We start from the raw sequence: 24,326 nt of genomic DNA on the forward strand, positions 1-24,326 counted from the left end.
GCTGCTCCGGTTGTCTATCGCTGTCTCGGGCCCGAGGCTTACCACCATTTGGCGGGCTTGGCCACAAACCCCGCCGCGCTTTCCAGCGCATAGGCGGTGTTGAGCAAATCACCCTCGTCCCATGGGCGGCCGATGAGCTGCAAGCCCAGCGGCAGTCCTTGTTTATCGAGACCTGCGGGAACCGAGATACCCGGCAGGCCAGCGAGGTTCACGGTGACCGTGAAGACGTCGTTCAAGTACATTTGAACGGGATCGGCCTCGGTCATCTCGCCCAAACCGAACGAGGCGGATGGCGTCGCAGGTGTGAGAATCGCATCGATGCCAGCAGCGAAGACATCTTCGAAGTCTTTCTTGATCAGGGTACGGACCTTGCGGGCGCGGTTGTAGTAGGCGTCGTAGAAGCCTGCGGACAGAACATAGGTGCCGACCATCACCCGACGCTGAACCTCGTGACCGAAGCCTTCCGCGCGGGTCTTTTCGTACATCTCAGTGATGCCGTCACCCTGCGCCAGATGCGCGCGTCGGCCATAGCGAACACCGTCATAGCGGGCGAGGTTCGAGGACGCCTCGGCGGGCGCAATCACATAGTAAGCAGGCAGCGCGTATTTGGTGTGCGGCAGCGAGATATCGACGATCTCGGCGCCTGCGTCTTTCAGCATCGCTGCACCATCAGACCATAGCTTTTCGATCTCGGCGGGCATGCCGTCCATGCGGTATTCTTTGGGGATACCGATCTTTTTGCCCTTGATGTCACCGGTCAGCATCGCCTCGAAATTCGGGACGGCCAGTTCAGCGCTGGTCGAATCCTTGGCATCGTGACCACACATGGTTTCCAGCATGATCGCCGCATCGCGGACGTTCTTGGTCATCGGGCCAGCCTGATCGAGCGAGGAGGCAAACGCGATGATGCCCCAGCGCGAGCAGCGGCCATAGGTGGGTTTGATCCCGGTGATACCCACAAAGGCGGCGGGCTGGCGGATCGAACCGCCGGTATCGGTGCCGGTCGCCGCCAGACACAGATCAGCGGCCACAGCCGAAGCAGACCCACCCGACGAGCCGCCGGGCGTCAGCTGCGCATCGTCATTGCCGCGCCGCCACGGGCTGACCGCATTGCCATAGGTCGAGGTTTCGTTGGACGAGCCCATAGCGAATTCGTCCATGTTTAGCTTGCCCAGCATCACCGCACCGGCATCGGCCAGTTGCTGAGAAACCGTGGATTCGTATTCCGGCTTGAACCCGTCCAGAATTTTCGAGGCCGCCTGCGACGGCACGCCCTTGGTGCAGAACAGGTCCTTGATGCCGATGGGAAGACCGCACATCGACGGTGCGTCGCCCGCCTTGATCCGCTCATCCGCGGCCTTGGCGCGTTCCAGCGCAAGCGCGGGTGTTTTGTGGACAAATGCGTTGAGCGCATCGGCGTCGTCAATTGCCTTGAGACAGGATTCGGTCAGCTCGACCGAGGTCACATCACCCTTGCGCAGCGCGTCGCGGGCCTCGGCCAGGCCCAGTTTGTTCAGATCGCTCATGTCTTACTCCACCACTTTGGGGACTGCGAAAAAGCCCTCGCGCGCGTCGGGGGCGTTGGCCAGAACCTTGTCCTGCTGGTTTCCATCGGTGACCACATCCTCGCGCCGTTTCAGGCGCATGGGCTCGACCGAGACCATCGGCTCGACGCCGTCCACATCGACCTCGTTCAGTTGCTCGATAAACCCAAGGATGGTGTTGAACTCGGACGCCAGCGCGGGCAGCGCGTCATCCTCGACCTTGATCCGGGCCAGTTTGGCCACCTTGGCGGCGGTGCTTTGGTCAATCGACATCGGAAAACCTCATATACGCTTAGACAGGGCGTTTACCCGTCTGCCGCAGCACCCGCAAGACCGGTGCGCGCATGGGTGTTTCAATTCGCCGTCGTCATCACCGAATAACCGATGTGCAAAAAAGTAAACCGATTAGTTCATTTTGCCCTTGAAAAATTAAACTGAACTGTTCATTTCATAATGGCACAGCACGCAAACCGGAGAAATCCAATGAAAACCTTCGTGACCGCCCTTGTTTTGTCTGCAACCGCGCTGGCCGCCCCGGCCATGGCGCTGAGCTTTGACATGACCCCTCTGACCCGGACCCTCACTTTCCCCGAACCGGTGCCCGAGCCTGCGACCAAGGGCCTGTCCGAAGCGGGCAAGTAACTTTGCCTGACGCGCCGGATCAGTCCTCCCACCCCCCTCACCTGATCCGGCGCGTATGCAATTGACTGCTGCACAGGCAGTAACAAGCCGTTAGCATGGTTCCGAAAATCAGCCGAACCGCCCGACGCAGTTCAGGTAAGCCAACGGAGCCAAATATGAGCACTCGCAAGCAAGTCGTTCTGGACGCAATCGATGCGGCCAACGCGCAGGACCCCAACCTTGAAGACGGCCAGCCCGAAGCGCTGCTGTATGGCCAGCGCATGAGCGCCGAGCTTGACCGGCTGTTCCCCGGTGCCTCGGACGCGTTGCAGATCGCCGCGCGGGGCCAGCATGTCGAACGCTGGAAACTGAAGCGGACGGAATATCCCGAGGGCCGCGCCGGTTATCTGGCCTGGCGCAAGGCGCAGGGCGTCTATCACGCGGATGTCGTGCGCGGTTTCATGGAACAGGCCGAATACGGTTCAGATCAGATCGAATCCGCCGAAAAAATGCTGCGCAAACAGGGAATCAAGCGCGACGCCGAGGTGCAGGCTCTTGAGGATGTGATCTGCTTTGTGTTTCTGAAGTGGTACTTTGAGCCGTTTGCCGCGAAGCATTCGACCGAGAAAATCCAGCGGATCGTCGAAAAAACCGCGGTAAAGATGTCGGCTGTCGCGCGCGCGCGGGTTCTGGATGAGTTTGATCTGCCAGACGCCCTAGCCGCCGCGTTCCGCGACTGACGCAAAGCGCTGCTGCACGACCGCTCTGCGGTAGACCTCGATCATCCAGCCCAGCATCGTGGCGTTCAGGATGTGCCACATGAAGTGCGTGCCCATCGGCACGCGCATGCAGATCGGTTCATCCAGCGCGCGGAAGGTGATCGAGGCGATCAGGATGACCGCGCCGATCGCCAGACCGCGTGCGGTGTCAGGCTCTTTCCGGCGCAGCAAGAAAGCGTAAATGAGAATCAACAGCGGTACAGGTGCGTAAGCCGATGACCCTCCGAGGCCCGGCAGCAACTGGAACACCGGAATGGTCAAGGCCGCGTAGGGAATAAAGAGGCTGGTCAACCCAAACGCATATATGGGCCGCATGTGCCAGACATCGCGGTTGATGGCGAAGATGTAGATAAGGATGAACAGCAGGATCGGCGCGACATCAGCCAGCGCGGCCCAGACCTGCGCATGGGTGTGGAACAGGTAACTGCCAATACCGATCAGCGCCAACACCGTTACCAGAGCCATCGCCAGCGGCATCCCCTGCCCGCGCACGCGCCGCCACATGATGAACGCCGCGACCAGAAACGCGGCGTTGGTTACGGCGTTTACCGGCTCGGCCCAATAGGCGGGCGACAGGCGCTCGCAATAGCCATCGATTTCCTGCGTCCAATCCATGGATTTTTACATAGCCGATGCTAGGCTGGCTCCAAGCCTAAAATGGGAGGGGTCTTCATGAATATCATCTGGCTGGGACACGGCAGCTTTCGCATTGAAACCGCAGGGCAGGTTCTGCTGATCGATCCATGGCTGACCGGCAACCCGGTGCTGCCTGAGGATCAGCACGATGCGGCGGTGTCGGGCGCGACGCATATCCTGCTGACCCACACCCATTTCGACCATGTCGCTGACGTACTGCCGCTGGCCAAACATCTGAACGTGCCCGTCGTCGGGCAATATGACCTGATGGGATACTGGGCCGAAGCCGAGGGGATCGAGACCGTCGGTTTCAACAAGGGCGGCACGGTTGATCTGAACGGGGTGAAGGTCTCGATGGTTCCGGCCTCACACAGTTCGACCTTTTCCACGCCGGATGGCTTGCGCGCGGGCGGCACCGAAGTGGGCTATATGATCGCTGCCGAGGGTCGCATGGTTTATGTCTCGGGCGACACAGACATCATGGCGGATATGGAGTGGATGGGGGATTACTACAAACCCGACATCGGCATCCTGTCGGCGGGGGGTCATTTCACCATGGACATGAAAGGCACGGCCTATGCGGCGAAGCGCTATTTCAACTTCAAGACCGTCATCCCCTGCCACTACAAAACCTTCCCGATCCTCGAACAATCGGCGGCCGCGCTGAAAGACGGCTTGCCGGGCGTTGACGTGATCGAACCTGAGGTGATGCAGGCGATCACGCTCTAGATGCCCGCCTCGGATTTCAGCTCGCAGGAATATGCGGACCGTCTGGCCAAGACCCGCGCAGCCATGGCCCAGCGCGGGATCGAGACCCTTCTGATCACAGATCCGTCGAACATGGCGTGGCTGACGGGCTATGACGGGTGGAGCTTCTACGTGCCGCAGATGGTGATCCTGCCCGCCAAAGGCGCGCCGCTCTGGTGGGGACGAACGCAGGACAAGGCGGGCGCGGCGCAGACCACATGGCTGGAAGCGTCGGACCTGCTGGACTGGCCGGAAGAACACGTCCAACACCCCGATCACCACCCCGTTGATGCGCTTGTGATTGCCTTACGCGAACGCGGCTGGACCTCGGGGCTGGGGGTCGAGATGGACAACTATTATTACTCGGCCACCAGTCATCGCATTCTCGAACACGCTTTCGGCGCGCTGACCGATGCCACCGGCCTTGTGAACTGGCAGCGCGCGGTCAAAAGTGAGGCCGAGATCGGGATGATGCGCAAAGCGGGTCAGTTGACCGCTCATATGCACGGCGTTCTGCGCGACGCGTTTCGCGAGGGGCTGCCGAAGAACCGGCTTGTCGCCGATGTTCAGGCGGCAGGGATCGCAGGCTTACCCGGCCTCGCCGGGGACTACCCCGCGATCGTACCGATTGCACCCTCGGGCCCAGAGGCCTCGGCCTCGCATATCACCTGGAATGACCGCCCTCTGACGCGCGGCGAGGCGACCTATTTCGAAATCTCGGGCTGCTATCACCGCTATCACTGCCCTGCTAGCCGCAGCCTGTTTCTGGGCGACCCCCCGGATGATATCCGCAGGGCCGAGGCCGCCGTTCTGACCGCCATCGATGACGCGTTGACCGCCGCGCGCCCGGGCACCACCTGCGAAGAGGTCGCGGCCTGCATCTATGACAGTTTTGCCCGCGCCGGGTACGTCAAAGCCAACCGCACCGGCTATCCCATCGGCCTAAGCTATCCACCCGACTGGGGCGAACGCACCATGAGCCTGCGGCCCGGCGACAAGACAGAGCTGCAGGAAAACATGACCTTTCACCTGATGCCCGGCTTGTGGACCCCGGACTGGGGGTTGGCAATCACAGAGAGCTTTGTGGTGACGCCGGACGGTGGCCAGCCTTTGGCGGATATCCCACGCGAGATGGTCGTCAAACCCTAACCGCGCTGCGCCGCGAAAAAGCGTTTCAGCAAGGCGGCGGCCTCCTCAGCGGCGATCCCGTCGTAGACTTCGGGCCGGTGATGCGCCTGCGGGTGTGAGAATACCCGCGCGCCATGGGCGACGCCGCCGGATTTCGGATCGGATGCCCCATAATACACGCGTCGGATACGTGCCGCCGCCAACGCCGCCGCACACATGGCGCAGGGTTCCAGCGTGACATACAGATCGTGATCCGGCAGCCGCTCTGACCCGGCCTGCGCACAGGCCGCACGCAGGGCCAGTATCTCGGCATGCGCCGTGGGGTCGTTCATCTCGCGCGTGCGGTTTCCGTCTGCGGCCACAACCTGCCCATCGGGCGCAATGATCACCGCGCCGACCGGCACCTCGCCTCGGTCTGCCGACGCCTGCGCCTGCTCGAGCGCGAGTTTCATGTGGGATCGGAACTCCATGCCTCTGACTGCCTCAGAAACCTGTCTTTCGCAAGCCGCCGGGATGCGCTATGGCCGGGGGATGACCAATACCCCTCCTCCCGGCGACCGGATCGCCAAAGTGCTGGCCCGCGCCGGTGTCGCCTCGCGCCGCGAGGCGGAACGCATGATCGAAGCCGGTCGTGTGACCGTGAATGGCAAACCCATCAGCCGCCCGGCGCTGAATGTGACCGCCAAGGACAAGATTACCGTCGATGGCAAACCGGTGTCCGAGCCGGAGCCCGCGCGCCTGTGGCTGTATCACAAACCGCCCGGTCTGGTGACGACCGCGCGCGACGAAAAGGGCCGCAAGACGATCTTTGATGACCTGCCCGAGGATATGCCGCGGGTGATGAGCGTCGGGCGGCTTGACCTGAACTCGGAAGGGTTACTGCTGCTGACCAATGATGGCGGGATCAAGCGCAAGCTGGAACTACCCTCGACCGGATGGCTGCGCAAATACCGCGTGCGGGTCAACGGGCGGCCCAAGGACGAAGATTTTGAGCCCCTGCGCAAGGGGCTGGTGATCGACGGAGAACGCTTTCAGCCGATGACCGTGACGCTGGATCGTCAACAGGGGGCAAATGCCTGGCTGACCATCGGCCTGCGCGAAGGCAAGAACCGCGAGATTCGGCGCGCCATCGAAGATATCGGCTATGTGGTGAACCGCCTGTTGCGTGTGTCTTACGGCCCGTTCCAGCTGGGCGACCTGAAATCCGGCGCGGTCGAGGAAATCCGCCGCCGGGTCATGCGGGATCAACTGGGTCTGGAGGCCGAGGACGGCCAGAAATCACCCTCCAAACGCCCCGCCCGGCCACAGCGCAAAAGACCGGCGATCGGCAAGAAATCTCGCAAGTGATGCGGGTTATTTAACCTTCCCCCTAGCGCCAAGCCCGCGCATCGCCTAACTTTTCTGTGATAGCCACAGTTGGGGGGCACCATGTCCGGGACCGGAGTGCAAAAATTGGCCTATGCGGCCTTGTTGGTGCTGCTGTTCGGCGTCTGCACCGGATTGCTGGGGGGCCTGTAGAGACATGGCCAAGCGGTACGGCGGCAAATTCAGCCCTCAGGGTGACGGGCCTGCGCAGGACCAGCCTCAGCGCGGCCAGTTCGATGGCGCCCGGGTCGAGCCTGCCGGTGCGCGGGCGAACATCCTGTTCATCCCGGCGATCCCGCTGGTGTTTCTGTCGCTGAACGATGGTGCAATCGGCATGACCATCGGCTTGGTCGCAGCCGGGCTTCTGACCACCGCCGCCTTCCTGCTGCGCGAAGGGTTGCGGGCCGAAGCAGCCTACAATGCGCGCCGCACCGCGCGCAGACCTGCCTTTCCGCGCAAGATATTTTCAAGCGTTCTGACCGGGTTGGGCGCCGCGCTGGCCTCATACCGGACCGAGCTTCTGGACGCCGAAACCGCCGCGCAGGCCAGCCTGCTGGCCCCGGTACTGTTTGGCGTCGCGGCAACGGTTTTGCACTCAGTCTCGTTCGGAATCGACCCGCTGAAGGACAAGGGAATGGAAGGGATCGACACCTTCCAGCAGGACCGCGTCGCACGAGCAGTTGAGGATGCCGAGACCCATCTGACCCAGATGACTGACGCGATTAAACGCGCAGGTGATCGTCGGATCGAAGCGCGGGTTGAGCGCTTTCAGGACACCGCCCGAGATCTGTTCCGCACGGTCGAGGAAGACCCCCGCGATCTGGCCGGGGCCCGGAAGTATCTGACGGTTTATCTGCAGGGCGCACGCGATGCGACGGTGAAGTTCGCGGACGTCTATGTCCGCACCCGCGATGCGCAGGCGTTGGAAGATTACACCGCGCTACTGGACGATCTGGAACAGAATTTCGCGGCGCGGACGCGGAAAATGCTATTGGATGACCGCAGTGATCTGACGGTTGAAATTGATGTGCTGCGCGACCGGTTGCAGCGCGAAGGCGTCCGGTTGGACTGACCGGCCACTATTTGAGCGAGGATTATCCCCATGTCCGATGAGATCAAGAACAAAGCCGTCGAGGCCGAAACGCTGGTACAGGAAGTCACCGCCGTAGCCCTGCCCGAGCCGAAAGCCGAAATCGTTCCGCTTGAGGAGGCCGATGAACCCGTCGGCGCGGAAATCCGCAAGCGGATGAACGAGATCGACATGGACAACACCAACTCGATCGTGTCCTTCGGGTCTTCGGCGCAGGCCGAGTTGCAGGAAATCAGTCAGGCGATGCTGGCCGATGTGCGCAACAAGGATGTGGGGCCTGCGGGCGACAGCCTCCGCAATATCGTGACCACGATCCGCGGCTTCTCGGTCAGCGAACTGGACGTCCGGCGCGAGCGGAGCTGGTGGGAGAAACTGCTGGGTCGCGCCGCGCCTTTTGCCAAGTTCACGGCGCAGTATGAAGAAGTCCAAAGCCAGATCGACCGCATCACCGATGATCTGCTGGGGCACGAGCATACGCTGCTGAAAGACATCAAATCGCTCGACCTGCTTTATGAAAAGACGCTGGAATTCTACGATGAACTGGCGCTCTATATCGCGGCGGGTGAGGAAAAGCTGACCGAGTTGGACAGCCACGACATCCCGGAAAAAGAGGCCGAAGTGCAGGCCGCGCCAGAGGACCAACAGGTGATGAAAGCGCAAGAGCTGCGTGACCTGCGCGCTGCCCGCGATGATCTGGAGCGCCGGGTGCATGACCTGAAACTGACCCGTCAGGTGACGATGCAGTCTCTGCCCTCGATCCGCCTAGTGCAGGAAAATGACAAGTCGCTGGTGACCAAGATCAACTCGACACTCGTGAACACCGTACCGCTGTGGGAAACGCAGCTGGCGCAGGCCGTCACCATTCAGCGCAGCGCCGAAGCAGCGGCGGCTGTGCGCGATGCAAATGATCTGACCAATGAGTTGCTGACCTCGAACGCGGCCAATCTGCGCGAGTCGAACAAAGCAATCCGCCAAGAGATGGAACGTGGGGTCTTTGACATCGAGGCCGTCAAACAGGCAAACGCGGACCTGATCGGCACGATCAACGAAAGCCTGGCGATTGCAGACGAAGGCAAGGCCAAACGCGCCGCGGCCGAGGAAGAATTGCAGAAGATGGAAACCGAACTGCGCGACACGCTGGCGGCCGCCAAGGCGCGACAGGACGGGATCGGCGACAATGCCGGAACGGCGGTTCCCGGCTAAAGGGACGGTACGCGTGCGGCGGCTTTCATGGATCAAGACTGCGGTGCTGGGCTTTACGCTGCTGGCGCTGGCGAGCTGTGACGAGGCTCTGACGACCTCAATCACACCCGAACCCCGACCGGCGCAGCCTCAGGGGCCGAGCAACGCGTATGTGCCACCCTCTGCCGCAAGTCTCGATCTGGCGCGGTATTACCAAAGCGTACAGAACAACCTTCTGACACGCGGGCTGCTGCGCACCGATGGGGGCGGCCCGGATACGCCCTATGACGCCGACGATCTGGCCCGCAATTTCGAGACGATCGCCTTTTACAACGAATACCCGACGCAGGTGGTTTCGACCAGCGGCGGTGGGACCAGCCGACAGCTGAGCCGTTGGTCCGGCGCGGTGCGGATCAAGCCCGAATTCGGCCCCTCGGTCGCGCCCGAGGTCCGGCAGTTGGATGCGGCCCAGATCGGGTCCTATGCCAATCGCCTGTCGCGGCTGACGGGTCATCCGGTTTCGACCGTCAGCCGCAACGCGAACTTTCACGTCTTTGTCGCGGGCGAGGATGACACGGATTATGTGCAGGCGCGGTTGCGGCAGCTAATCCCGGGTATCGGACAGGCACAGCTTGATCTGTTCGATAAGCTGCCCCGGTCGTTTTATTGCTTCGTCTTTGCCTCGGCCTCGACCGGGTCGCCGCAGACCTATACGCGGGCGGTCGCACTGATCCGGTCCGAGCATCCCGATCTGGTGCGGCTCAGCTGCATTCATGAAGAGATTGCGCAGGGGCTGGGCCTGCCGAATGACAGCCCTCGGGCGCGGCCCTCGATCTTCAACGATGATGACGAGTTTGCCCTACTCACCAGCCATGACGAAAAGCTGCTGACCATCCTCTACGACCCGCGCCTGCGCGCGGGCATGACCGCTGAGGAAGCCCGCCCGGTGGTCCGTATCATTGCACGCGAATTGATGGGGCAGTCGCTCTGACCCCGAAGACAGGAGAAATCCAATGGGAATTTTTGATTTTCTGACCGGCGAGTTTATTGACGTCATCCACTGGGTCGACGACACCCGCGACACCATGGTCTGGCGGTTCGAGCGTGAGGGGCACGAGATCAAATACGGCGCCAAGCTGACGGTGCGCGAGGGTCAGGCGGCGGTGTTTGTGCATGAAGGGCAGTTGGCGGATGTGTTCACGCCGGGGCTCTATATGCTTGAGACCAACAACATGCCGATCATGACCACGCTGCAGCACTGGGATCACGGGTTCCAGTCGCCCTTCAAGTCCGAGATCTATTTCGTCAACACGACCCGGTTCAATGACCTGAAATGGGGCACCAAGAACCCTATCATGCTGCGCGATCCGGAGTTCGGGCCGACCCGTATCCGCGCCTTTGGCACATATACGGTGCGCGTCAAGGATGCGGCGAAGTTTCTGGTCGAAATCGTGGGCACCGATGGTGAGTTCACCATGGATGAGATCAGCTTTCAGATCCGCAACATCATCGTGCAGGAATTCAGCCGCGTCATCGCCGGGTCGGGCATCCCGGTTCTGGACATGGCCGCCAACACCGCCGATCTGGGCAAGCTGATCGCAGCCGAGGTCTCGCCCGTTCTGGACGGCTATGGGCTGGAGATGCCCGAGTTCTACATCGAGAACATCTCGCTACCGCCTGCGGTCGAGGCGGCGCTGGACAAGCGCACATCGATGGGGCTGGCTGGAGATCTGGGCAAGTTCACCCAGTATTCAGCGGCTGAGGCCATGACGGCGGCGGCCAACAACCCCAGTCAGGGGGGCGGCATGGGCGCCGGTCTTGGCATGGGCATGGGTATGGCGATGGCGACGCAAATGTCGAACATGGCAGCGGGTCAGCCGAGCGGCCCGTGGGGCAGTTCCGCCCCCGCTGCCCCGCAACCCTCGGCGCATGCGGCACCGCCTCCTCCTCCGCCGGTTGAGCATGTGTGGCATATCGCGGTGGATGGGCAGACCAGCGGGCCGTTTTCCAAGGCCAAGATGGGGCGCATGGCCGCTGACGGAGAGCTGACGCGCGACACCCATGTCTGGACCGCAGGGCAAGACGGTTGGAAAAAAGCGGGCGACGTGCAGGAATTGGCGCAACTGTTTACGATATTGCCGCCTCCGCCACCGGGCGCTTGATCTGACCGTCAGGAACCAGAGATCGAGGGCAGGTATGGCCAAGGACGAACACCGCTTTCCCTGCGACCAATGCGGGGCGGATTACCGGTTCAACCCGGGTGACGGGACGCTGACCTGTGATCATTGCGGTCATTCCGAACCCATCGGCGCAGGCCCTTGGGGCGGCGCGAGCCTGCGCGAGCTGGATTTTGACGCTGCCATAGCGGAACGTCTGCCGGACAGCGAGATCGAGGAAACCCGCGTTCTGACCTGCCCGAACTGCGCCGCGCAGGTCGAATTCGACCCGAACACCCATGCTGCCGAATGCCCGTTCTGCGCGACCCCGGTGGTGACGGATACCGGCGTGAGCCGTCATATCAAGCCGCGTGGCGTTCTACCCTTTGCGCTGGATGAGCGCAGCGCGCACAAGGCGATGGGCGACTGGCTGGGGCGGCTTTGGTTCGCCCCCAACGGGCTGAAGGAATACGCCCGCAAGGGGCGCAAGATGCAGGGCATCTATGTGCCCTACTGGACCTTCGACGCCGACACCAAGTCCAGCTATCGGGGGGAGCGCGGCGTCGTTTATTACGAAACCCGGACCGTCATGCGGGATGGGAAACGCGTGCAGCAGCAGGTGCCCAAGGTGCGGTGGAGCCCAAAATCTGGACGCGTGGCACGGTTCTTCGACGATGTGCTGGTGCTGGCCTCTCGGTCGCTGCCCAAATCCTACACCGACGCGCTGGAGCCTTGGGATCTGCCCGCGCTGGAGCCCTATCAGCCCGAATATCTGGCCGGTTTTCGGGCCGAGGCCTATACGGTCGAGTTGCGAGAAGGATACTCCGAGGCGCGGGCGCATATGGCCCGGGTGATCGAACGCGACGTGCGGTTCGACATTGGCGGTGATCGCCAGCGTATCCATGCGGTCGATACGGATGTGCGCGATGTCACGTTCAAACACATTCTTCTGCCGGTCTGGATGGCGGCCTACAAGTATCGCGGACAGACCTATCGCTTTGTCGTCAACGGGCGCACCGGTCGCGTTCAGGGTGAGAGGCCATGGTCCGCGATCAAGATCACCATCGCGGTTGTGCTGGGTCTACTGGTCGCCGCGGGCGTTGGGTATCTGGTGGCGACCGGCCAGCAATAGCCTTGCGCATCGCGCGCCCTGACGTCATCTTCGCCCCGATCAGACCGGAGGCCCCCGTGACATTCACAGCGTTGAACCAGTTGCTGCACGTGCGCCATTCCTGCCGTGCGTTTCGCCCCGATCCGGTTCCGCGTGATCAGATCGAACAGATCGTGGCCAGCGCCAGCCGTGTGCCCAGCTGGTGCAACGCGCAGCCTTGGCAACTGACGATAATAACCGGACCAGAGACCGACGCGTTCCGCGCGGCCCTTCTGCAAGAGGCGACCAGTGGCACCCCAGCACCAGACCTGCCCTTTCCCACCGGCTACTCCGGCGTCTATCAGGAACGCCGCCGCGCCTGCGGATGGGCGCTGTATGACGCTGTGGGGGTTGAGAAAGGCGACCGCGCCGGTTCGGCCCAGCAGATGATGGAAAACTTCGCGCTGTTCGGCGCCCCACATTGCGCGATCGTGTCCAGCCCGGCAGAGCTGGGCGCCTACGGCGCTATGGATTGCGGAGGGTTCGTGACGGCGTTCACTCTGGCGGCGCAGGCGTTGGGCGTGGCTACCATCCCGCAGGCCGCAGTTGCGTCGTATGGCCCATTTCTGCATCGCTATTTCGACATCCCCGATGATCGCCTGATCCTGTGTGCGATCTCATTCGGCTATCCCGATCCCGACCACCCCGCCAACGCGTTTCGAACGGATCGCGCTGAGGTCAGTCAGATTGTCGACTGGCGCGGATAAACCAGCACTTCACCAAGCGAGAAACACAATCATGCGCGCTTTGCTTCAACGAATTTCCCGGGCCTCGGTGACCGTCGACGGCTCGGTCATCGGTCAGTCGGGACCGGGATTGATGATCCTTGTCTGCGCGATGCAGGGGGACGGAGACGCTCAGGTCGTGCAGCTGGCGGAAAAGGTCGCAAAGCTGCGGATTTTCAAGGACGAAGCGGGGAAGATGAACCGTTCGATTCTGGACGTTGGGGGCTCGGCGCTGGTGGTCAGTCAGTTCACGCTGGCCGCAGACACCTCGCGGGGCAACCGGCCCGGATTTTCCGCAGCCGCCCCGGCAGCTGAGGGCGAACAGTTATACGAGGCTTTTGCCCGTAAACTCGCGGCCTTGGGCATTCCGGTGGAAACCGGAGCGTTTGGGGCAGATATGGCGGTGGAACTGGTCAATGACGGGCCGGTTACGATTTGGATGGAAAGCTGATGCAGACGTCACAACTGGCTTTGGACTTCTGGCGTGCTGGCGTTGCAGCCGTTGACGGCTATCACGCAACGCTGGACGCCACGCAAAACATGGACCGCCCCGACCGGATTCTGGCGGTGGGCAAAGCCGCAGGCGCGATGGCACGCGCAGCGGCGGAACGGTTCGGTGATGTGCCCGCTCTGGTCGTGACCAAGGATGGCCATGGCCACGGGCTGCCCGCGCATATCCGCGTGATCGAAGCATCGCACCCGGTTCCCGATACCCGTTCACTGACCGGGGGCGGTGCGCTGCGCGAAGCTGTTGAAGGGATGCCCACGGGCAGCCATGTGCTGCTGCTGGTTTCGGGCGGCGCGTCGTCTTTGGCCGAAGACTTAATGCCAGGAAACAGCCTTGAAGATCTTGCGGCGCTGAACCGTCAGCTGCTGGCGGACGGGCTGGATATCGGCGCGATGAATGCGGAACGGCGCAAACTGTCCCGGATCAAGGGCGGCGGGTTGTTGTCGCATTTCTCTGGCGGAAAGGCGACGGTTCTGGCGATCTCGGACGTGCCCGGTGACGATCTGGGCGTGATCGGGTCCGGTATCGGATCACTGCCGGACGCGCCTGCGTTTTCGGCACAGACCTCGATCATCGCATCCAACGCCCACGCGCGCGACGCGGCTGCACTGGCTGCGCAGGAGGCCGGGCTTGAGGTTCTGGCCAATGAAGAGGCGATGCATGACGATTATCTGACCGTCGCGACCCGTATCGGCGCGCGGCTGCGTCAGATGCCCAACGGCGTGATGGTGTTTGGCGGAGAGCCTACGGTGGTTCTGTCCGCCGCTCCCGGTCGCGGCGGGCGCAATCAGGCGCTGGCCCTGGCCCTGGCGCGAGAGATTGCGGGGCAGCCCGGACTGACCGTGATCGTCGGCGGCACAGATGGCACGGACGGGCCGACCGACGCCGCCGGGGCCATCGTGACCGGAGCCACGTGGAAACCTGAGGCCGAGGATTATCTGCAGCGCGCCGACAGCGGCAGTTTTCTCGACACGGCGGGGGCGTTGCTGGTCACGGGGCCGACCGGAACCAATGTCATGGATCTGGTGATTGCAATCCGGGACTGATCTGACATCTTGGCCGGGTCCCTTTTCGGCCCGGAGATCAGACACATGGCGCAGCCCCCCAACACACTTCGCGAGATCGAGGACATCGCCGATATGGGCCTCACCATGCCCGACGGCTGCCGCCTGTCGGCGCGCGTCTGGCGGCCTGTCGATGCGCTCGACCACCCGGTTCCCGCGATCCTCGAGCACCTGCCCTATCGCAAACGCGACAGCACCGCGACCCGTGACGCGCTGACCCATCCGTGGTTCGCCAAGCGCGGCTATGCCTGCATCCGCGTCGACATGCGCGGGAATGGCGACAGCGATGGGCTGATGGAGGACGAATACACCCAACAAGAGCTGGATGATGCTGTCGAGGTGATCCGCTGGTTGGCGGATCAGCCATGGTGCACGGGTGCCGTGGGGATGATGGGGATCAGTTGGGGCGGCTTCAATTCCCTGCAGGTGGCCGCGATGCAGCCAGAGGCGCTGAAGGCGATCATCACGCTGTGTTCGACGGCGGATCGTTATGCCGATGATATCCATTACAAGGGCGGCTGCCTGCTGAACGAGAATCTGGGCTGGGGGGCGACGATGTGGTCCTATTCCTCTCGCGCGCCGGACCCTGCGTTGCGGGACAACTGGCGTGATCTCTGGCTGAAGCGGCTAGAGAATGAACCCTTCTTGCCATCGGTCTGGCTGCGCCACCAGGCGCGGGATACTTATTGGCAGCATGGCTCGGTCTGCGAGGATTTCAGCGCCATTCGCGCCGCCACGCTGGCAGTTGGCGGCTGGGGAGACTCCTACAAGAACACTGTGCCTTTGCTGGTTGAGGCGCTCGATGCTCCGGCAAAAGGAATCGTCGGCCCTTGGGTCCACAAATATCCGCATTTTGCCGTGCCCGAGCCGCGCATCGGCTTTCTGCAAGAGGCGCTGCGCTGGTGGGATCATTGGCTGAAGGGCGAGGATACCGGGGTTGCGGATGATCCTGACTATCGCGCCTATGTCATGGACGGCGTGCGGCCCGCGCGCTGGTACAACGAACGGCCGGGAAGATGGATTGCCGAGGCCGAGGGGGCGACCTCACGCCTGCCCACAACGGCGCTGCGCCTGACGGATAATGGTCTGGGCGGCGATGGGCCGCTGGATACGCGCATCCGGTCGCCGCACACCTGCGGGATGGAGAGCGGCGAGTATTGCGCGATCTGGCTTGGCCCCGACATGCCCGGCGATCAGCGGGGCGACGACGCTTTGTCCGTCTCTTTCGACGGCCTGCCCCTGGAAACAGATACCGAGATCGTTGGCGCGCCGAAAATCCGGCTGCGGCTGAGCGCCGACAAACCGCAGGCGCAGATTGCGGTTCGGCTGAACCATATCCACCCGGACGGAGCCTCGACCCGCATCACCTATGGCGTGCTGAACCTGACCCATCGTGACAGTCACGCCGAACCAACTGCCCTGACGCCCGGAAAGGTTTATGACATTGACATTGACCTCGACCATATCGCCTATCGCATGCCCAAGGGGCATCGCTTGCGGGTCGCCGTCTCAAGCGCCTACTGGCCTTTGATCTGGCCGTCACCCGAAACTGCCGAACTGCATGTGACAGGAGGTGAGATTATAGTGCCGACCCGTGAACCGGGCTACGCGGATGAATTTGCTTTTCCTCCACCCGATGCTGAGGCCCCGCGCGCCGTCACAACATTGCGAGAGCCGCGGAACGCGCGCCGGGTCGAGACAGATATGAACTCGGGCCTGACCCACCTGATTATCGATGATGACTTCGGCAAGGTTCGCGACGAAATGCATGGGCTGATCAATGGAAGCTCTGCTTTCGAGAAATGGTCGATTCACCCCGATGACCCTCTGTCCGCGCGTGGCGAATGCCGCTGGACGCAGGAGATGGAGCGTGATGACATCCAGCTTCGGACCGAAACGAACTGTGAAATGTGGTCTGATTCGGAGCATTTCTTCCTGCGCGCCGAGATAAACGCATATGAAAACAAAAATTTGATATTTTCGAAAACGCTGGAGGACACTATCCCGCGCGACGAAATGTGAATTTAAGGTTCATAGAGCGACGGATTATTGCTTGCCCGGCGGCCTGAAATGCGCCTAACTTGACTCAAGCGTCAATAAAAAGCCCGACAACGGGATGGCCATCCAACCAATTGGGAGATTTCTGGATGAACAATCAACTCACTCACATGACTAAGCTCGTCGCGGCAGGCAGAATGTCGCGACGTGAGTTCATGGGCCGCGCTGCGGCCTTGGGTGTATCCGTCGCAATGGCGGGCAGCGTATTCGCAACCGCGGCGCGGGCCGCTGGACCGGTCAAAGGCGGCACCATCCGCGTCGGCATCCAGGGCGGCGGCTCGTCCGACAGTCTTGATCCGGCGGTTGCAGCCAACGCCACCGCGACGCAGGTCATTCGCCTCTGGGGTGAACCGCTGCTGGAGCTGGATCCCGACGGAGGCCTGTGGCCGCGTCTGGCCGAAAGCTTTGAGGCATCGGCAGATGCGCGCGTCTGGACGTTCAAGATCCGCTCGGGCGTGAATTTCTCGAACGGGAAGCCGCTGACGGCAGATGACGTTCTGGCGACGATGGAACGCCATTCCGGCGAAGATACGAAATCGGGTGCTTTGGGCATCATGCGCGGCATCCAGAACATGAGCGTCGATGGGGATCTCTTCATTGTTGAGCTTGAAAAGCCCAATGCCGACCTGCCCTATCTGCTGACTGACTATCACCTGGTGATCCAGCCAAATGGCGGCAATGACGACCCGACCGCCGCGATCGGCACCGGCCCTTACACCCTTACATCGGTCGAGCCCGGCGTGCGCTTTGTCGGTGAAAAGAACCCCGAATACTGGGATGAGAACGTAGGTCATGCGGATACGATCGAACTGATCGTCATCAACGACGACACCGCCCGCGTTGCGGCCCTGCAATCGGGTCAGGTGCACATGATCAACCGCGTGCCGCCGCGCACCGCAAATCTGGTTGGTCGCGCACCGAACATCACCCTGCGCACCACTTCGGGTCCGGGACACTATGTGTTTATCGCACACACCAACACTGCGCCGTTTGACAACAAGGATCTGCGGTTGGCGCTGAAATACGGCATCAACCGTCAAGAGATGGTCGACAAGATCTTGTTCGGCTATGGCTCGGTCGGGAATGACACGCCGATCAACAGCTCGTACCCGCTGTTCACCGAGTTGGAGCAGCGCGAGTATGACCCGGACAAGGCCAAGTTCCACTTCAAGGAATCCGGCTATGACGGGTCGATCTTGCTGCGGACCTCGGACAACTCGTTCCCCGGCGCACCCGACGCAGCGGCCCTGTTCCAGCAGTCCTGTGGCGCCGCTGGTATCAATATTGAGATCAAGCGCGAACCCAATGACGGCTACTGGTCCGAGGTCTGGAACAAGCAGCCGTTCTGCACCAGCTATTGGGGCGGACGTCCGACACAGGACTCGATGTTCTCGACCGCCTATCTGTCGACGGCGGACTGGAACGATACCCGCTTCAATAACGAGCAGTTCGACCAGCTTCTGTTCGCCGCACGCGGCGAGCTGGATGAAGGCAGCCGCAAGCAGATGTACGCGGATATGTCCACCATCCTGCGCGATGAGGGTGGTCTGATCTGCCCGATGTTCAACCAGTTCGTCGATGCGACAACGACCGATGTAGAAGGTTGGGTCGAGGCGAAGAACGGGTTCGACCTCAACAACTTCTACGCTCCGATGACCATGTGGGTTGCTGCCTGATATGGGAGTCGCGATGAAACTTGTGGTCCAGCGCGTTGCGCTGGGCCTTTTGCTGTTATTGGCCGTATCCGTGCTTATTTTCGCCGGTACGCTCATCCTGCCCGGCGACGTGGCCCAATCGATCCTGGGCCAGTCCGCAACGCCCGAAGCGCTCGCCAACCTGCGCGAAGAGCTTGGATTGAACGAACCTGCCATTACCCGCTATTTCGACTGGCTGTTTGCTGCATTGCAAGGTGATCTGGGCACTGCACTGACCAATGGTCGCGACATTGCCGAGAGTATCGGTCAACGCATGTCGAATACCCTGTTTCTGGCCTTTTGGGCCGCCATTATTTCGGTGCCGCTTGCGATCCTGCTGGGCCTGATCGCGGTGCGCTATAAGGACCGCTGGCCGGATAAGCTGATCTCAGCCGTGACGCTGGCGTCGATCTCGATCCCCGAATTCCTGATCGGCTATCTGCTGATGTACTTCATCGCTGTGAAACTGGGCTGGTTCCCCTCGGTCGCGATGATCGGCGATCATATGAGTCTGCTGCAGAAGCTTCAGGCCATCGCGCTGCCCGTTATGGTGCTGACGCTGGTGGTGCTTGCGCATATGATGCGCATGACCCGCGCGGCGATCCTGAACGTAATGCAATCGGCCTATATTGAAACCGCGGAACTCAAAGGTCTGACCGGGTTTCAGGTGATCGCGCGTCACGCTTTTCCGAACGCAATCGCGCCAATTGTAAACGTCGTGATGCTGAACCTCGCCTACCTGGTGGTTGGCGTCGTCGTGATCGAAGTGGTCTTTGTCTATCCCGGCATGGGCCAGTATCTGGTGGACCACGTGGCAAAACGTGACGTGCCCGTGGTGCAGGCCTGCGGCCTGATCTTCGCCGCCGTCTATATCGGCCTCAACATGGTTGCGGACATCGTCTCGATCCTGGCCAACCCGCGTCTGAGGCATCCGAAATGAAGAACATTCCAATCTCTGCACTGATCGGTCTGTTCCTGACGGCCCTCTACTTTCTCATGGCACTGTTCGCGCCGCTCATCGCGCCTTATGGCATGGCGGAAATCGTCGGTGGTGTGTGGGAGCCCTCCAAGATCGAGATCATGCTTGGGATCGCGCCCGAAGGCTTCACCGAGTCGAATTTCTGGCTGGGTACCGACAATATCGGCCGCGATCTGCTGAGCCGTATGATCTATGGCGGACGCACCACCATCTTCATCGCGACGGCCGCGACGATCTTGTCCTTCGTGACCGGCTCGGTCCTGGGCTTCTTTGCAGCCGTAATGGGGGGCTGGGTTGATCAGGTCCTATCGCGTTTTGTCGATCTGATCATGTCGATCCCGACGCTGATCTTCGCCCTTGTGGTGCTGTCGGTGATGCCGGTGACCGTGCCGATCCTGATCGTCGTGATGGGCCTGCTGGATTCGACCCGTGTCTACCGTCTGGCACGTGCCGTGGCTGTCGATATCACCGTCATGGACTATGTCGAAGCCGCCCGTCTGCGGGGGGAGAAAATCGCCTGGATCATCTTCCGCGAAATCCTGCCAAATGCCCTGTCGCCGCTGGTCGCGGAAATGGGCCTGCGGTTTATCTTTGCCGTTCTGTTCGTCTCGACCCTGTCGTTCCTGGGCCTCGGCGTGCAACCGCCCGAAGCTGACTGGGGTGGCATCGTTAAGGAAAACAAGGAAGGCATCGTCTACGGCATTCCCGCCGCCCTGCTGCCCGCTGTTGCCATCGCGACCCTGGCAATCTCGGTCAACCTTGTGGCTGACTGGGTCCTGAACCGCACCACATCGCTGAAAGGAGGCCGGGGATGAGTGATACCCTTCTCAAGGTCCGCGACCTCAAAATCGGCGCGACCGTCTATCCGCCGGGGGAAAAGCCCCATGACATCGAGATTGTGCACGGGGTCAGCTTTGACCTTGAGCGCGGCAAGGTGCTGGGGCTGATCGGCGAATCCGGGGCTGGTAAATCCACCATCGGTCTGGCCTCGATGGCGTATGGCCGCGGCGGCGTGAAGATCACCGGAGGCGAGGTCTGGGTGAACGGGCGCGACATTCTGAAATCAGGGCTGCGCGACATTCGCAGCCTGCGCGGCGGCGAGGTCACTTATGTCTCGCAATCCGCCGCGGCCTCGTTCAACCCGGCCAAAAAGATCATGGATCAGGTGGTCGAGGCATCCGTCGAGCACAAGAAGTTCTCGCGCAAAGCGGCCGAAGCGCGCGCGCGGGAATTGTTTGCCAAGCTGGGTCTTCCAGACCCGGACAATATCGGCGAACGCTATCCGCACCAGGTCTCGGGCGGGCAGTTGCAGCGTTGCATGACCGCACTTGCGCTGTGCCCCGAACCTGATCTGGTGGTGTTTGACGAGCCCACCACGGCGCTGGATGTGACCACACAGATCGACGTTCTGATGGCGATCAAAGAGGCGATTGCAGACACCGGTGTTGCCGCGCTTTATATTACCCACGACCTTGCCGTTGTCGCTCAGGTCAGCGATGACATCATGGTTCTTAAAATGGGTGATACGGTCGAGTACGGCACCACGGATCAGATCATCAATAATCCGCAAGAGGACTATACCAAGGCGCTGGTCTCGGTCCGGTCCATCGAGCATGAAGAAAAACAGCCCACGCCCGAACCGGTGCTGCAGGTCGACGGTATCACCGCCCGTTACAAGGGGCTGAATTTCGACGTCCTGCACAATGTCAATGTCGAGCTTCATCCGGGGCAGACGCTGGCGGTTGTGGGCGAATCCGGCTCGGGCAAGTCCACGCTCGCACGGGTGATCACCGGCCTGCTGCCGCCCCGCGATGGTGAGATCACCTTTGCCGGGCGCAAGCTGAGTCCCGATCTGAAGGGTCGCTCGATCGAAGACCTGCGCGAGCTGCAGATGATCTATCAGATGGCTGATGTCGCGATGAACCCGCGTCAGACGGTCGGTACGATCATCGGACGACCGCTGGAGTTCTACTTCAACATGCGCGGTGCCGAAAAGCGCAAGCGGATCATTGAACTGCTGGATGAGATCGAGCTGGGCGAGAAGTTCATGGATCGCTATCCGGCGGAACTGTCTGGTGGCCAGAAACAGCGTGTCTGTATCGCGCGGTCCCTGGCGGCCAAGCCCAAGATGATCATCTGTGATGAGGTCACCTCGGCGCTCGATCCGCTGGTGGCGGATGGCATCCTGAAACTGCTGCTGGACCTGCAGAAGATCGAGGATGTGGCCTATCTGTTTATCACCCACGATCTGGCGACGGTGCGCGCGATCAGCGACAGCATCGCGGTGATGTATCAGGGCCGTGTCGCGCGGTATGGTCCGAAATCACAGGTGCTGAGCCCGCCGTTTGACGATTATACCGACCTGCTGCTCAGCTCGGTCCCCGAGATGCAGCTGGGTTGGCTGGAAGAGGTGGTCGCCCATCGCAAGATGGAAAGCGCCGGGAACTGATCGCTGCACGCGACAAAATCATGAAACCTCGAAATCCCGGCGCGTTGGTGTCGGGGTTTTGCTATCCCGGGCGTGAATAGGCATCCATTGGGCAACAGATCCCATAGCGTCTGGGGCAGTATGAATTCAAAGGGGCCGAGCCATGGACCGCAAACTTCTTCTCATCATCCTCGACGGCGTCCCATGGCGTAATTTCTGCCGGTTGTTCGGCAATCTGGAAGGCTGGGTCGATAAGGGCGACGCCCGCGTGTGGAAGCTCCGCTCGGTGCTGCCGTCTACCTCGGCCAGTTGCTATGCTTCGATCCACACGGGCGTCACCCCGCAAGAGCATGGCTGCACCGGCAACGGCAATGTCTTCCGCCTGAGCCACAAGGACGTGTTCAGTCAGGTGCGCGAGGCCGGGGGTGTCACCGGGGCCGTTACGCATAGTTACTGGTCGCAATTCTTCAATCGTCATCCGTTCGATTATGTGCGGGATGTGGAGTATGATGAACCGGACAGCAAGACCATCAATCATGGCCGGTTCCATACCATGACCGGCTATGGCAAAGCCAACCAGATGACGCCCTGCGACGTGGATCTGTTTGCGACGCTGACCAACCTGTGCCTGCGTCATGGGCTCGATTATGGCATTCTGCATACCTGCACGCTGGACAGCATGGGGCACCGGTTCTTCCACGACTGCGAAGAAATGGATCACGCCTGTTTCGTGATGGACGAGATGCTGGCGCCCTTTATCCCGAACTGGCGCAAGTTGGGTTATGAGGTCATCGTTACCGCAGATCACGGACAGGACGAGCGCGGCCACCATGGCGGGCGCAGCCCGTTACAGCAGGAAACGGCGCTGTATTATTTTGGTGACGCCGAAGGCCCCGAGGCGGATGCTGTGATCGATCAACTGCAACTCGCCCCAACGATTCTGACGAGGATGGGCGCGCCTGTGGCCGAGACAATGAAGGCGGAACCGTTCTTGCGCTGAGGGTCTTATCCCCAACCTCCAACCAGCGCGCCATCTATGCGCCAAGTGTTCACAGTTGTGCGCCTAAGGCAGCCCAAACCGTCATTTCTTCGTCCGCGATAGTCAATGAAACCCGTCAACGGCCATCACCTGCTTTTCGCAGGATGTAAACATGCTGCCACCTGGCAACGGTCGCCCCATCCGAGGCAAGCATCCGATAGGAAAGACGGGCCAGCGCTACATCTGACACAAGTTCCTCGACCGAAAGCAGCTCCCCCGTCGGCTTCGTGATGCCTTGCTTTCGGTAGAAATCCATGAGAGCCACTCAATGGCTTTGAAATGCCTCGCGATCCATGGAAAAGTTACCTGTCGGGGACGGAAACAAACCAACTTCGTCCCAAAGCTCGACAAGTGCCGACACGTCTTCGCGCGCAAAGGCATCTATATAGGCCGCAAAGAACCGCCCTATCTCGTTCTCGATAGCTGATCGTCTGTCGTTCATGTGTTCGTCTGCGCAAAATTTATCCGCGTGCGGTCACGAGCAGATACCTCATTCTATTCGTAGGACCAAATCCCCTGCCCCAGCGCTTCAATCGCGACCGATATCCGCTCAAAGCTGTCTGCGGCACGTCTGACGGTCGTCCGGGCACGCAGGTAGCCGTGGATCAGACCGGGTTCGTTGATCCAATGCGCCTGTCCTCCGGCGGCGGTGATCCGGTTGCAGTAGGCAGCGCCGTCATCGCGTAGCGGGTCGCAATCGGCGGTGATGACAACCGTTGGTGGCAGACCCGAGAAATCGGTGTCTTGCAGGGGTGCAAAACTCGGGTCGTTTTCGGGCATATCGCCCCCGCAGCGGAGGTTCTGGTAGAACAAGACATCATCGCGGGTCAGCATCGGCGCGTTAGCATGTTCGAGGTAAGAGCCTTGCCCGGTATCCCCGCCCAGCCCCGGATAGATCAGTACCTGACCCAGCAGAGTATCCAGACGCCCGCGGCCATGATGCGCCACAGCCGCTGCGAGGTTGCCTCCGGCGCTGTCGCCAGCCAATACGATAGGATCACCGAACGCCGCAGCGGCCCAGTTCGTGGCCGCCCAACTGTCCTGAAACTGGGCCGGGTGGACGTGTTCCGGGCAGAGCCGATAGTCCACCGCAACGACCCGGTATCCCGTTTGCGCGCAAATCTCAGCGCAGACATCGTCATGGCTGTCCAGCCCGCCGACGACGAAGCCGCCGCCGTGAAAATAGATGACGCTGCGGGTTGGATCGCCTGCGGAATAGATGCGCACAGGTACGCCATCGGCGTCGCTGTCCTGCGCCTCAACCCCCGGTGGGCGGGGTTGGCGGAAATCCTGACACATCACGTCATAGACGCGGCGCTGATCTTCGATGGACATGCCCACCGCGTTGTCGGGGTAGCTTTCGGCGGTGCGACGTATGAACGCCCAGGTTTCTTCGTCGATCAGGCGTTCATAGTCCATTATCCCTCCGAAGA

26 protein-coding genes are annotated in these 24,326 nt (G+C 61.4%); 19 read left to right on the plus strand and 7 right to left on the minus strand.

All coding sequences use genetic code 11. The features are described 5' to 3' along the window. Positions 1-38: 38 nt before the first annotated feature. Positions 39-1,526: an Asp-tRNA(Asn)/Glu-tRNA(Gln) amidotransferase subunit GatA gene (gatA, locus tag ACR0KM_RS12585; protein WP_480860017.1), complete on the minus strand. Its 1,488-nt coding sequence runs from the start codon at positions 1,524-1,526 to the stop codon at positions 39-41. A 3-nt stretch (positions 1,527-1,529) separates the two neighbouring features. Beyond that, on the minus strand, positions 1,530-1,817 hold the full coding sequence (gene gatC, locus ACR0KM_RS12590; protein ID WP_039536649.1) for an Asp-tRNA(Asn)/Glu-tRNA(Gln) amidotransferase subunit GatC: 288 nt from the start codon (positions 1,815-1,817) through the stop codon (positions 1,530-1,532). 210 nt (positions 1,818-2,027) lie between these two features. Here gatC and ACR0KM_RS12595 point away from each other — a divergent pair, with 210 nt between their 5' ends. Both ACR0KM_RS12595 and ACR0KM_RS12600 read left to right on the plus strand, forming a co-directional pair. Beyond that, positions 2,028-2,186 carry a hypothetical protein gene (locus tag ACR0KM_RS12595; RefSeq protein WP_480860018.1) on the plus strand — a complete coding sequence of 53 codons (159 nt, stop codon included), beginning with the start codon at positions 2,028-2,030 and terminating at the stop codon, positions 2,184-2,186. A 155-nt stretch (positions 2,187-2,341) separates the two neighbouring features. Next, positions 2,342-2,905, plus strand: coding sequence for a DUF4202 domain-containing protein (locus tag ACR0KM_RS12600; RefSeq protein WP_480860020.1), 564 nt, complete (start codon positions 2,342-2,344; stop codon positions 2,903-2,905). Here the strand turns inward: ACR0KM_RS12600 and ACR0KM_RS12605 are convergent. After that, positions 2,882-3,559, minus strand: a complete 678-nt coding sequence (locus ACR0KM_RS12605) for a ceramidase domain-containing protein (protein ID WP_480860022.1) — start codon at positions 3,557-3,559, stop codon at positions 2,882-2,884. The genes ACR0KM_RS12600 and ACR0KM_RS12605 overlap by 24 nt on opposite strands. 57 nt (positions 3,560-3,616) lie before the next feature. Between ACR0KM_RS12605 and ACR0KM_RS12610 the strand changes: the two genes are divergently transcribed. Then, positions 3,617-4,309: a metal-dependent hydrolase gene (locus ACR0KM_RS12610; protein ID WP_480860024.1), complete on the plus strand. Its 693-nt coding sequence runs from the start codon at positions 3,617-3,619 to the stop codon at positions 4,307-4,309. Then, on the plus strand, positions 4,310-5,476 hold the full coding sequence (locus ACR0KM_RS12615) for a M24 family metallopeptidase (RefSeq protein ID WP_480860026.1): 1,167 nt from the start codon (positions 4,310-4,312) through the stop codon (positions 5,474-5,476). It abuts the gene before it with no gap. Here the strand turns inward: ACR0KM_RS12615 and ACR0KM_RS12620 are convergent. After that, positions 5,473-5,925, minus strand: coding sequence for a nucleoside deaminase (locus tag ACR0KM_RS12620; protein WP_480860027.1), 453 nt, complete (start codon positions 5,923-5,925; stop codon positions 5,473-5,475). The genes ACR0KM_RS12615 and ACR0KM_RS12620 overlap by 4 nt on opposite strands. On the opposite strand from ACR0KM_RS12620, the gene ACR0KM_RS12625 reads away from it, so the two are divergent. The 15 genes from ACR0KM_RS12625 to ACR0KM_RS12695 all read left to right on the plus strand — a co-directional run bounded on the left by ACR0KM_RS12625 (position 5,924) and on the right by ACR0KM_RS12695 (position 22,854). Next, positions 5,924-6,802 carry a pseudouridine synthase gene (locus ACR0KM_RS12625; protein ID WP_480860029.1) on the plus strand — a complete coding sequence of 293 codons (879 nt, stop codon included), beginning with the start codon at positions 5,924-5,926 and terminating at the stop codon, positions 6,800-6,802. The two genes, ACR0KM_RS12620 and ACR0KM_RS12625, sit on opposite strands and share 2 nt — an antisense overlap. Before the next feature lie 175 nt (positions 6,803-6,977). Then, entirely contained in the window at positions 6,978-7,892 is a 915-nt protein-coding gene (locus tag ACR0KM_RS12630; RefSeq protein WP_480860032.1) for a 5-bromo-4-chloroindolyl phosphate hydrolysis family protein, read from the plus strand. A gap of 30 nt (positions 7,893-7,922) precedes the next feature. Further along, a complete protein-coding gene (locus ACR0KM_RS12635) occupies positions 7,923-9,113 on the plus strand; it encodes a toxic anion resistance protein (protein ID WP_480860033.1) in 1,191 nt (396 codons plus the stop codon). Next, on the plus strand, positions 9,088-10,083 hold the full coding sequence (locus ACR0KM_RS12640; RefSeq protein ID WP_480860035.1) for a DUF2927 domain-containing protein: 996 nt from the start codon (positions 9,088-9,090) through the stop codon (positions 10,081-10,083). Before ACR0KM_RS12635 ends, ACR0KM_RS12640 begins: the two co-directional genes overlap by 26 nt. Before the next feature lie 22 nt (positions 10,084-10,105). Then, on the plus strand, positions 10,106-11,254 hold the full coding sequence (locus tag ACR0KM_RS12645) for an SPFH domain-containing protein (protein ID WP_480860036.1): 1,149 nt from the start codon (positions 10,106-10,108) through the stop codon (positions 11,252-11,254). 34 nt (positions 11,255-11,288) lie between these two features. Then, positions 11,289-12,380, plus strand: coding sequence for a TFIIB-type zinc finger domain-containing protein (locus ACR0KM_RS12650; protein WP_480860038.1), 1,092 nt, complete (start codon positions 11,289-11,291; stop codon positions 12,378-12,380). 56 nt (positions 12,381-12,436) lie between these two features. Next, complete coding sequence (locus ACR0KM_RS12655) at positions 12,437-13,105, plus strand: nitroreductase (RefSeq protein WP_480860040.1); 669 nt, start codon at positions 12,437-12,439, stop codon at positions 13,103-13,105. A 31-nt stretch (positions 13,106-13,136) separates the two neighbouring features. Continuing rightward, positions 13,137-13,574 (plus strand): D-aminoacyl-tRNA deacylase, encoded by a 438-nt coding sequence (dtd, locus tag ACR0KM_RS12660; protein ID WP_480822905.1) that lies wholly within the window; start codon positions 13,137-13,139, stop codon positions 13,572-13,574. Then, complete coding sequence (locus ACR0KM_RS12665) at positions 13,574-14,677, plus strand: glycerate kinase type-2 family protein (protein WP_480860042.1); 1,104 nt, start codon at positions 13,574-13,576, stop codon at positions 14,675-14,677. The genes dtd and ACR0KM_RS12665 overlap by 1 nt, the downstream gene beginning before the upstream one ends. Before the next feature lie 45 nt (positions 14,678-14,722). Continuing rightward, positions 14,723-16,717 (plus strand): CocE/NonD family hydrolase, encoded by a 1,995-nt coding sequence (locus tag ACR0KM_RS12670; protein ID WP_480860044.1) that lies wholly within the window; start codon positions 14,723-14,725, stop codon positions 16,715-16,717. Positions 16,718-16,842: 125 nt separating this feature from the next. Beyond that, a complete protein-coding gene (locus ACR0KM_RS12675) occupies positions 16,843-18,429 on the plus strand; it encodes an ABC transporter substrate-binding protein (RefSeq protein WP_480860046.1) in 1,587 nt (528 codons plus the stop codon). Between the two features lies 1 nt (position 18,430). Further along, positions 18,431-19,387: an ABC transporter permease gene (locus tag ACR0KM_RS12680; RefSeq protein WP_480822913.1), complete on the plus strand. Its 957-nt coding sequence runs from the start codon at positions 18,431-18,433 to the stop codon at positions 19,385-19,387. Beyond that, positions 19,384-20,241: an ABC transporter permease gene (locus tag ACR0KM_RS12685; RefSeq protein WP_480822915.1), complete on the plus strand. Its 858-nt coding sequence runs from the start codon at positions 19,384-19,386 to the stop codon at positions 20,239-20,241. The genes ACR0KM_RS12680 and ACR0KM_RS12685 overlap by 4 nt, the downstream gene beginning before the upstream one ends. Then, positions 20,238-21,875: an ABC transporter ATP-binding protein gene (locus ACR0KM_RS12690; protein ID WP_480822917.1), complete on the plus strand. Its 1,638-nt coding sequence runs from the start codon at positions 20,238-20,240 to the stop codon at positions 21,873-21,875. Before ACR0KM_RS12685 ends, ACR0KM_RS12690 begins: the two co-directional genes overlap by 4 nt. Before the next feature lie 142 nt (positions 21,876-22,017). Then, the gene (locus ACR0KM_RS12695; protein WP_480860048.1) at positions 22,018-22,854 is read left to right on the plus strand and encodes an alkaline phosphatase family protein; all 837 of its coding nucleotides are present in this window, start codon (positions 22,018-22,020) and stop codon (positions 22,852-22,854) included. Between the two features lie 115 nt (positions 22,855-22,969). Here ACR0KM_RS12695 and ACR0KM_RS12700 read toward each other — a convergent pair whose 3' ends face one another. Genes ACR0KM_RS12700 through ACR0KM_RS12710 form a run of 3 tightly spaced genes read right to left on the minus strand, consistent with a single transcriptional unit; the run spans position 22,970 to position 24,312 of the window. Then, positions 22,970-23,149 carry a hypothetical protein gene (locus ACR0KM_RS12700; RefSeq protein ID WP_480822921.1) on the minus strand — a complete coding sequence of 60 codons (180 nt, stop codon included), beginning with the start codon at positions 23,147-23,149 and terminating at the stop codon, positions 22,970-22,972. Positions 23,150-23,158: 9 nt separating this feature from the next. Beyond that, positions 23,159-23,335, minus strand: a complete 177-nt coding sequence (locus ACR0KM_RS12705) for a Cif family virulence factor (RefSeq protein ID WP_480860050.1) — start codon at positions 23,333-23,335, stop codon at positions 23,159-23,161. Positions 23,336-23,388: 53 nt separating this feature from the next. Further along, complete coding sequence (locus ACR0KM_RS12710; protein ID WP_480860052.1) at positions 23,389-24,312, minus strand: alpha/beta hydrolase; 924 nt, start codon at positions 24,310-24,312, stop codon at positions 23,389-23,391. Positions 24,313-24,326 lie beyond the last annotated feature (14 nt).

It is taken from the genome of Ruegeria sp. G10 (genome assembly GCF_056533645.1).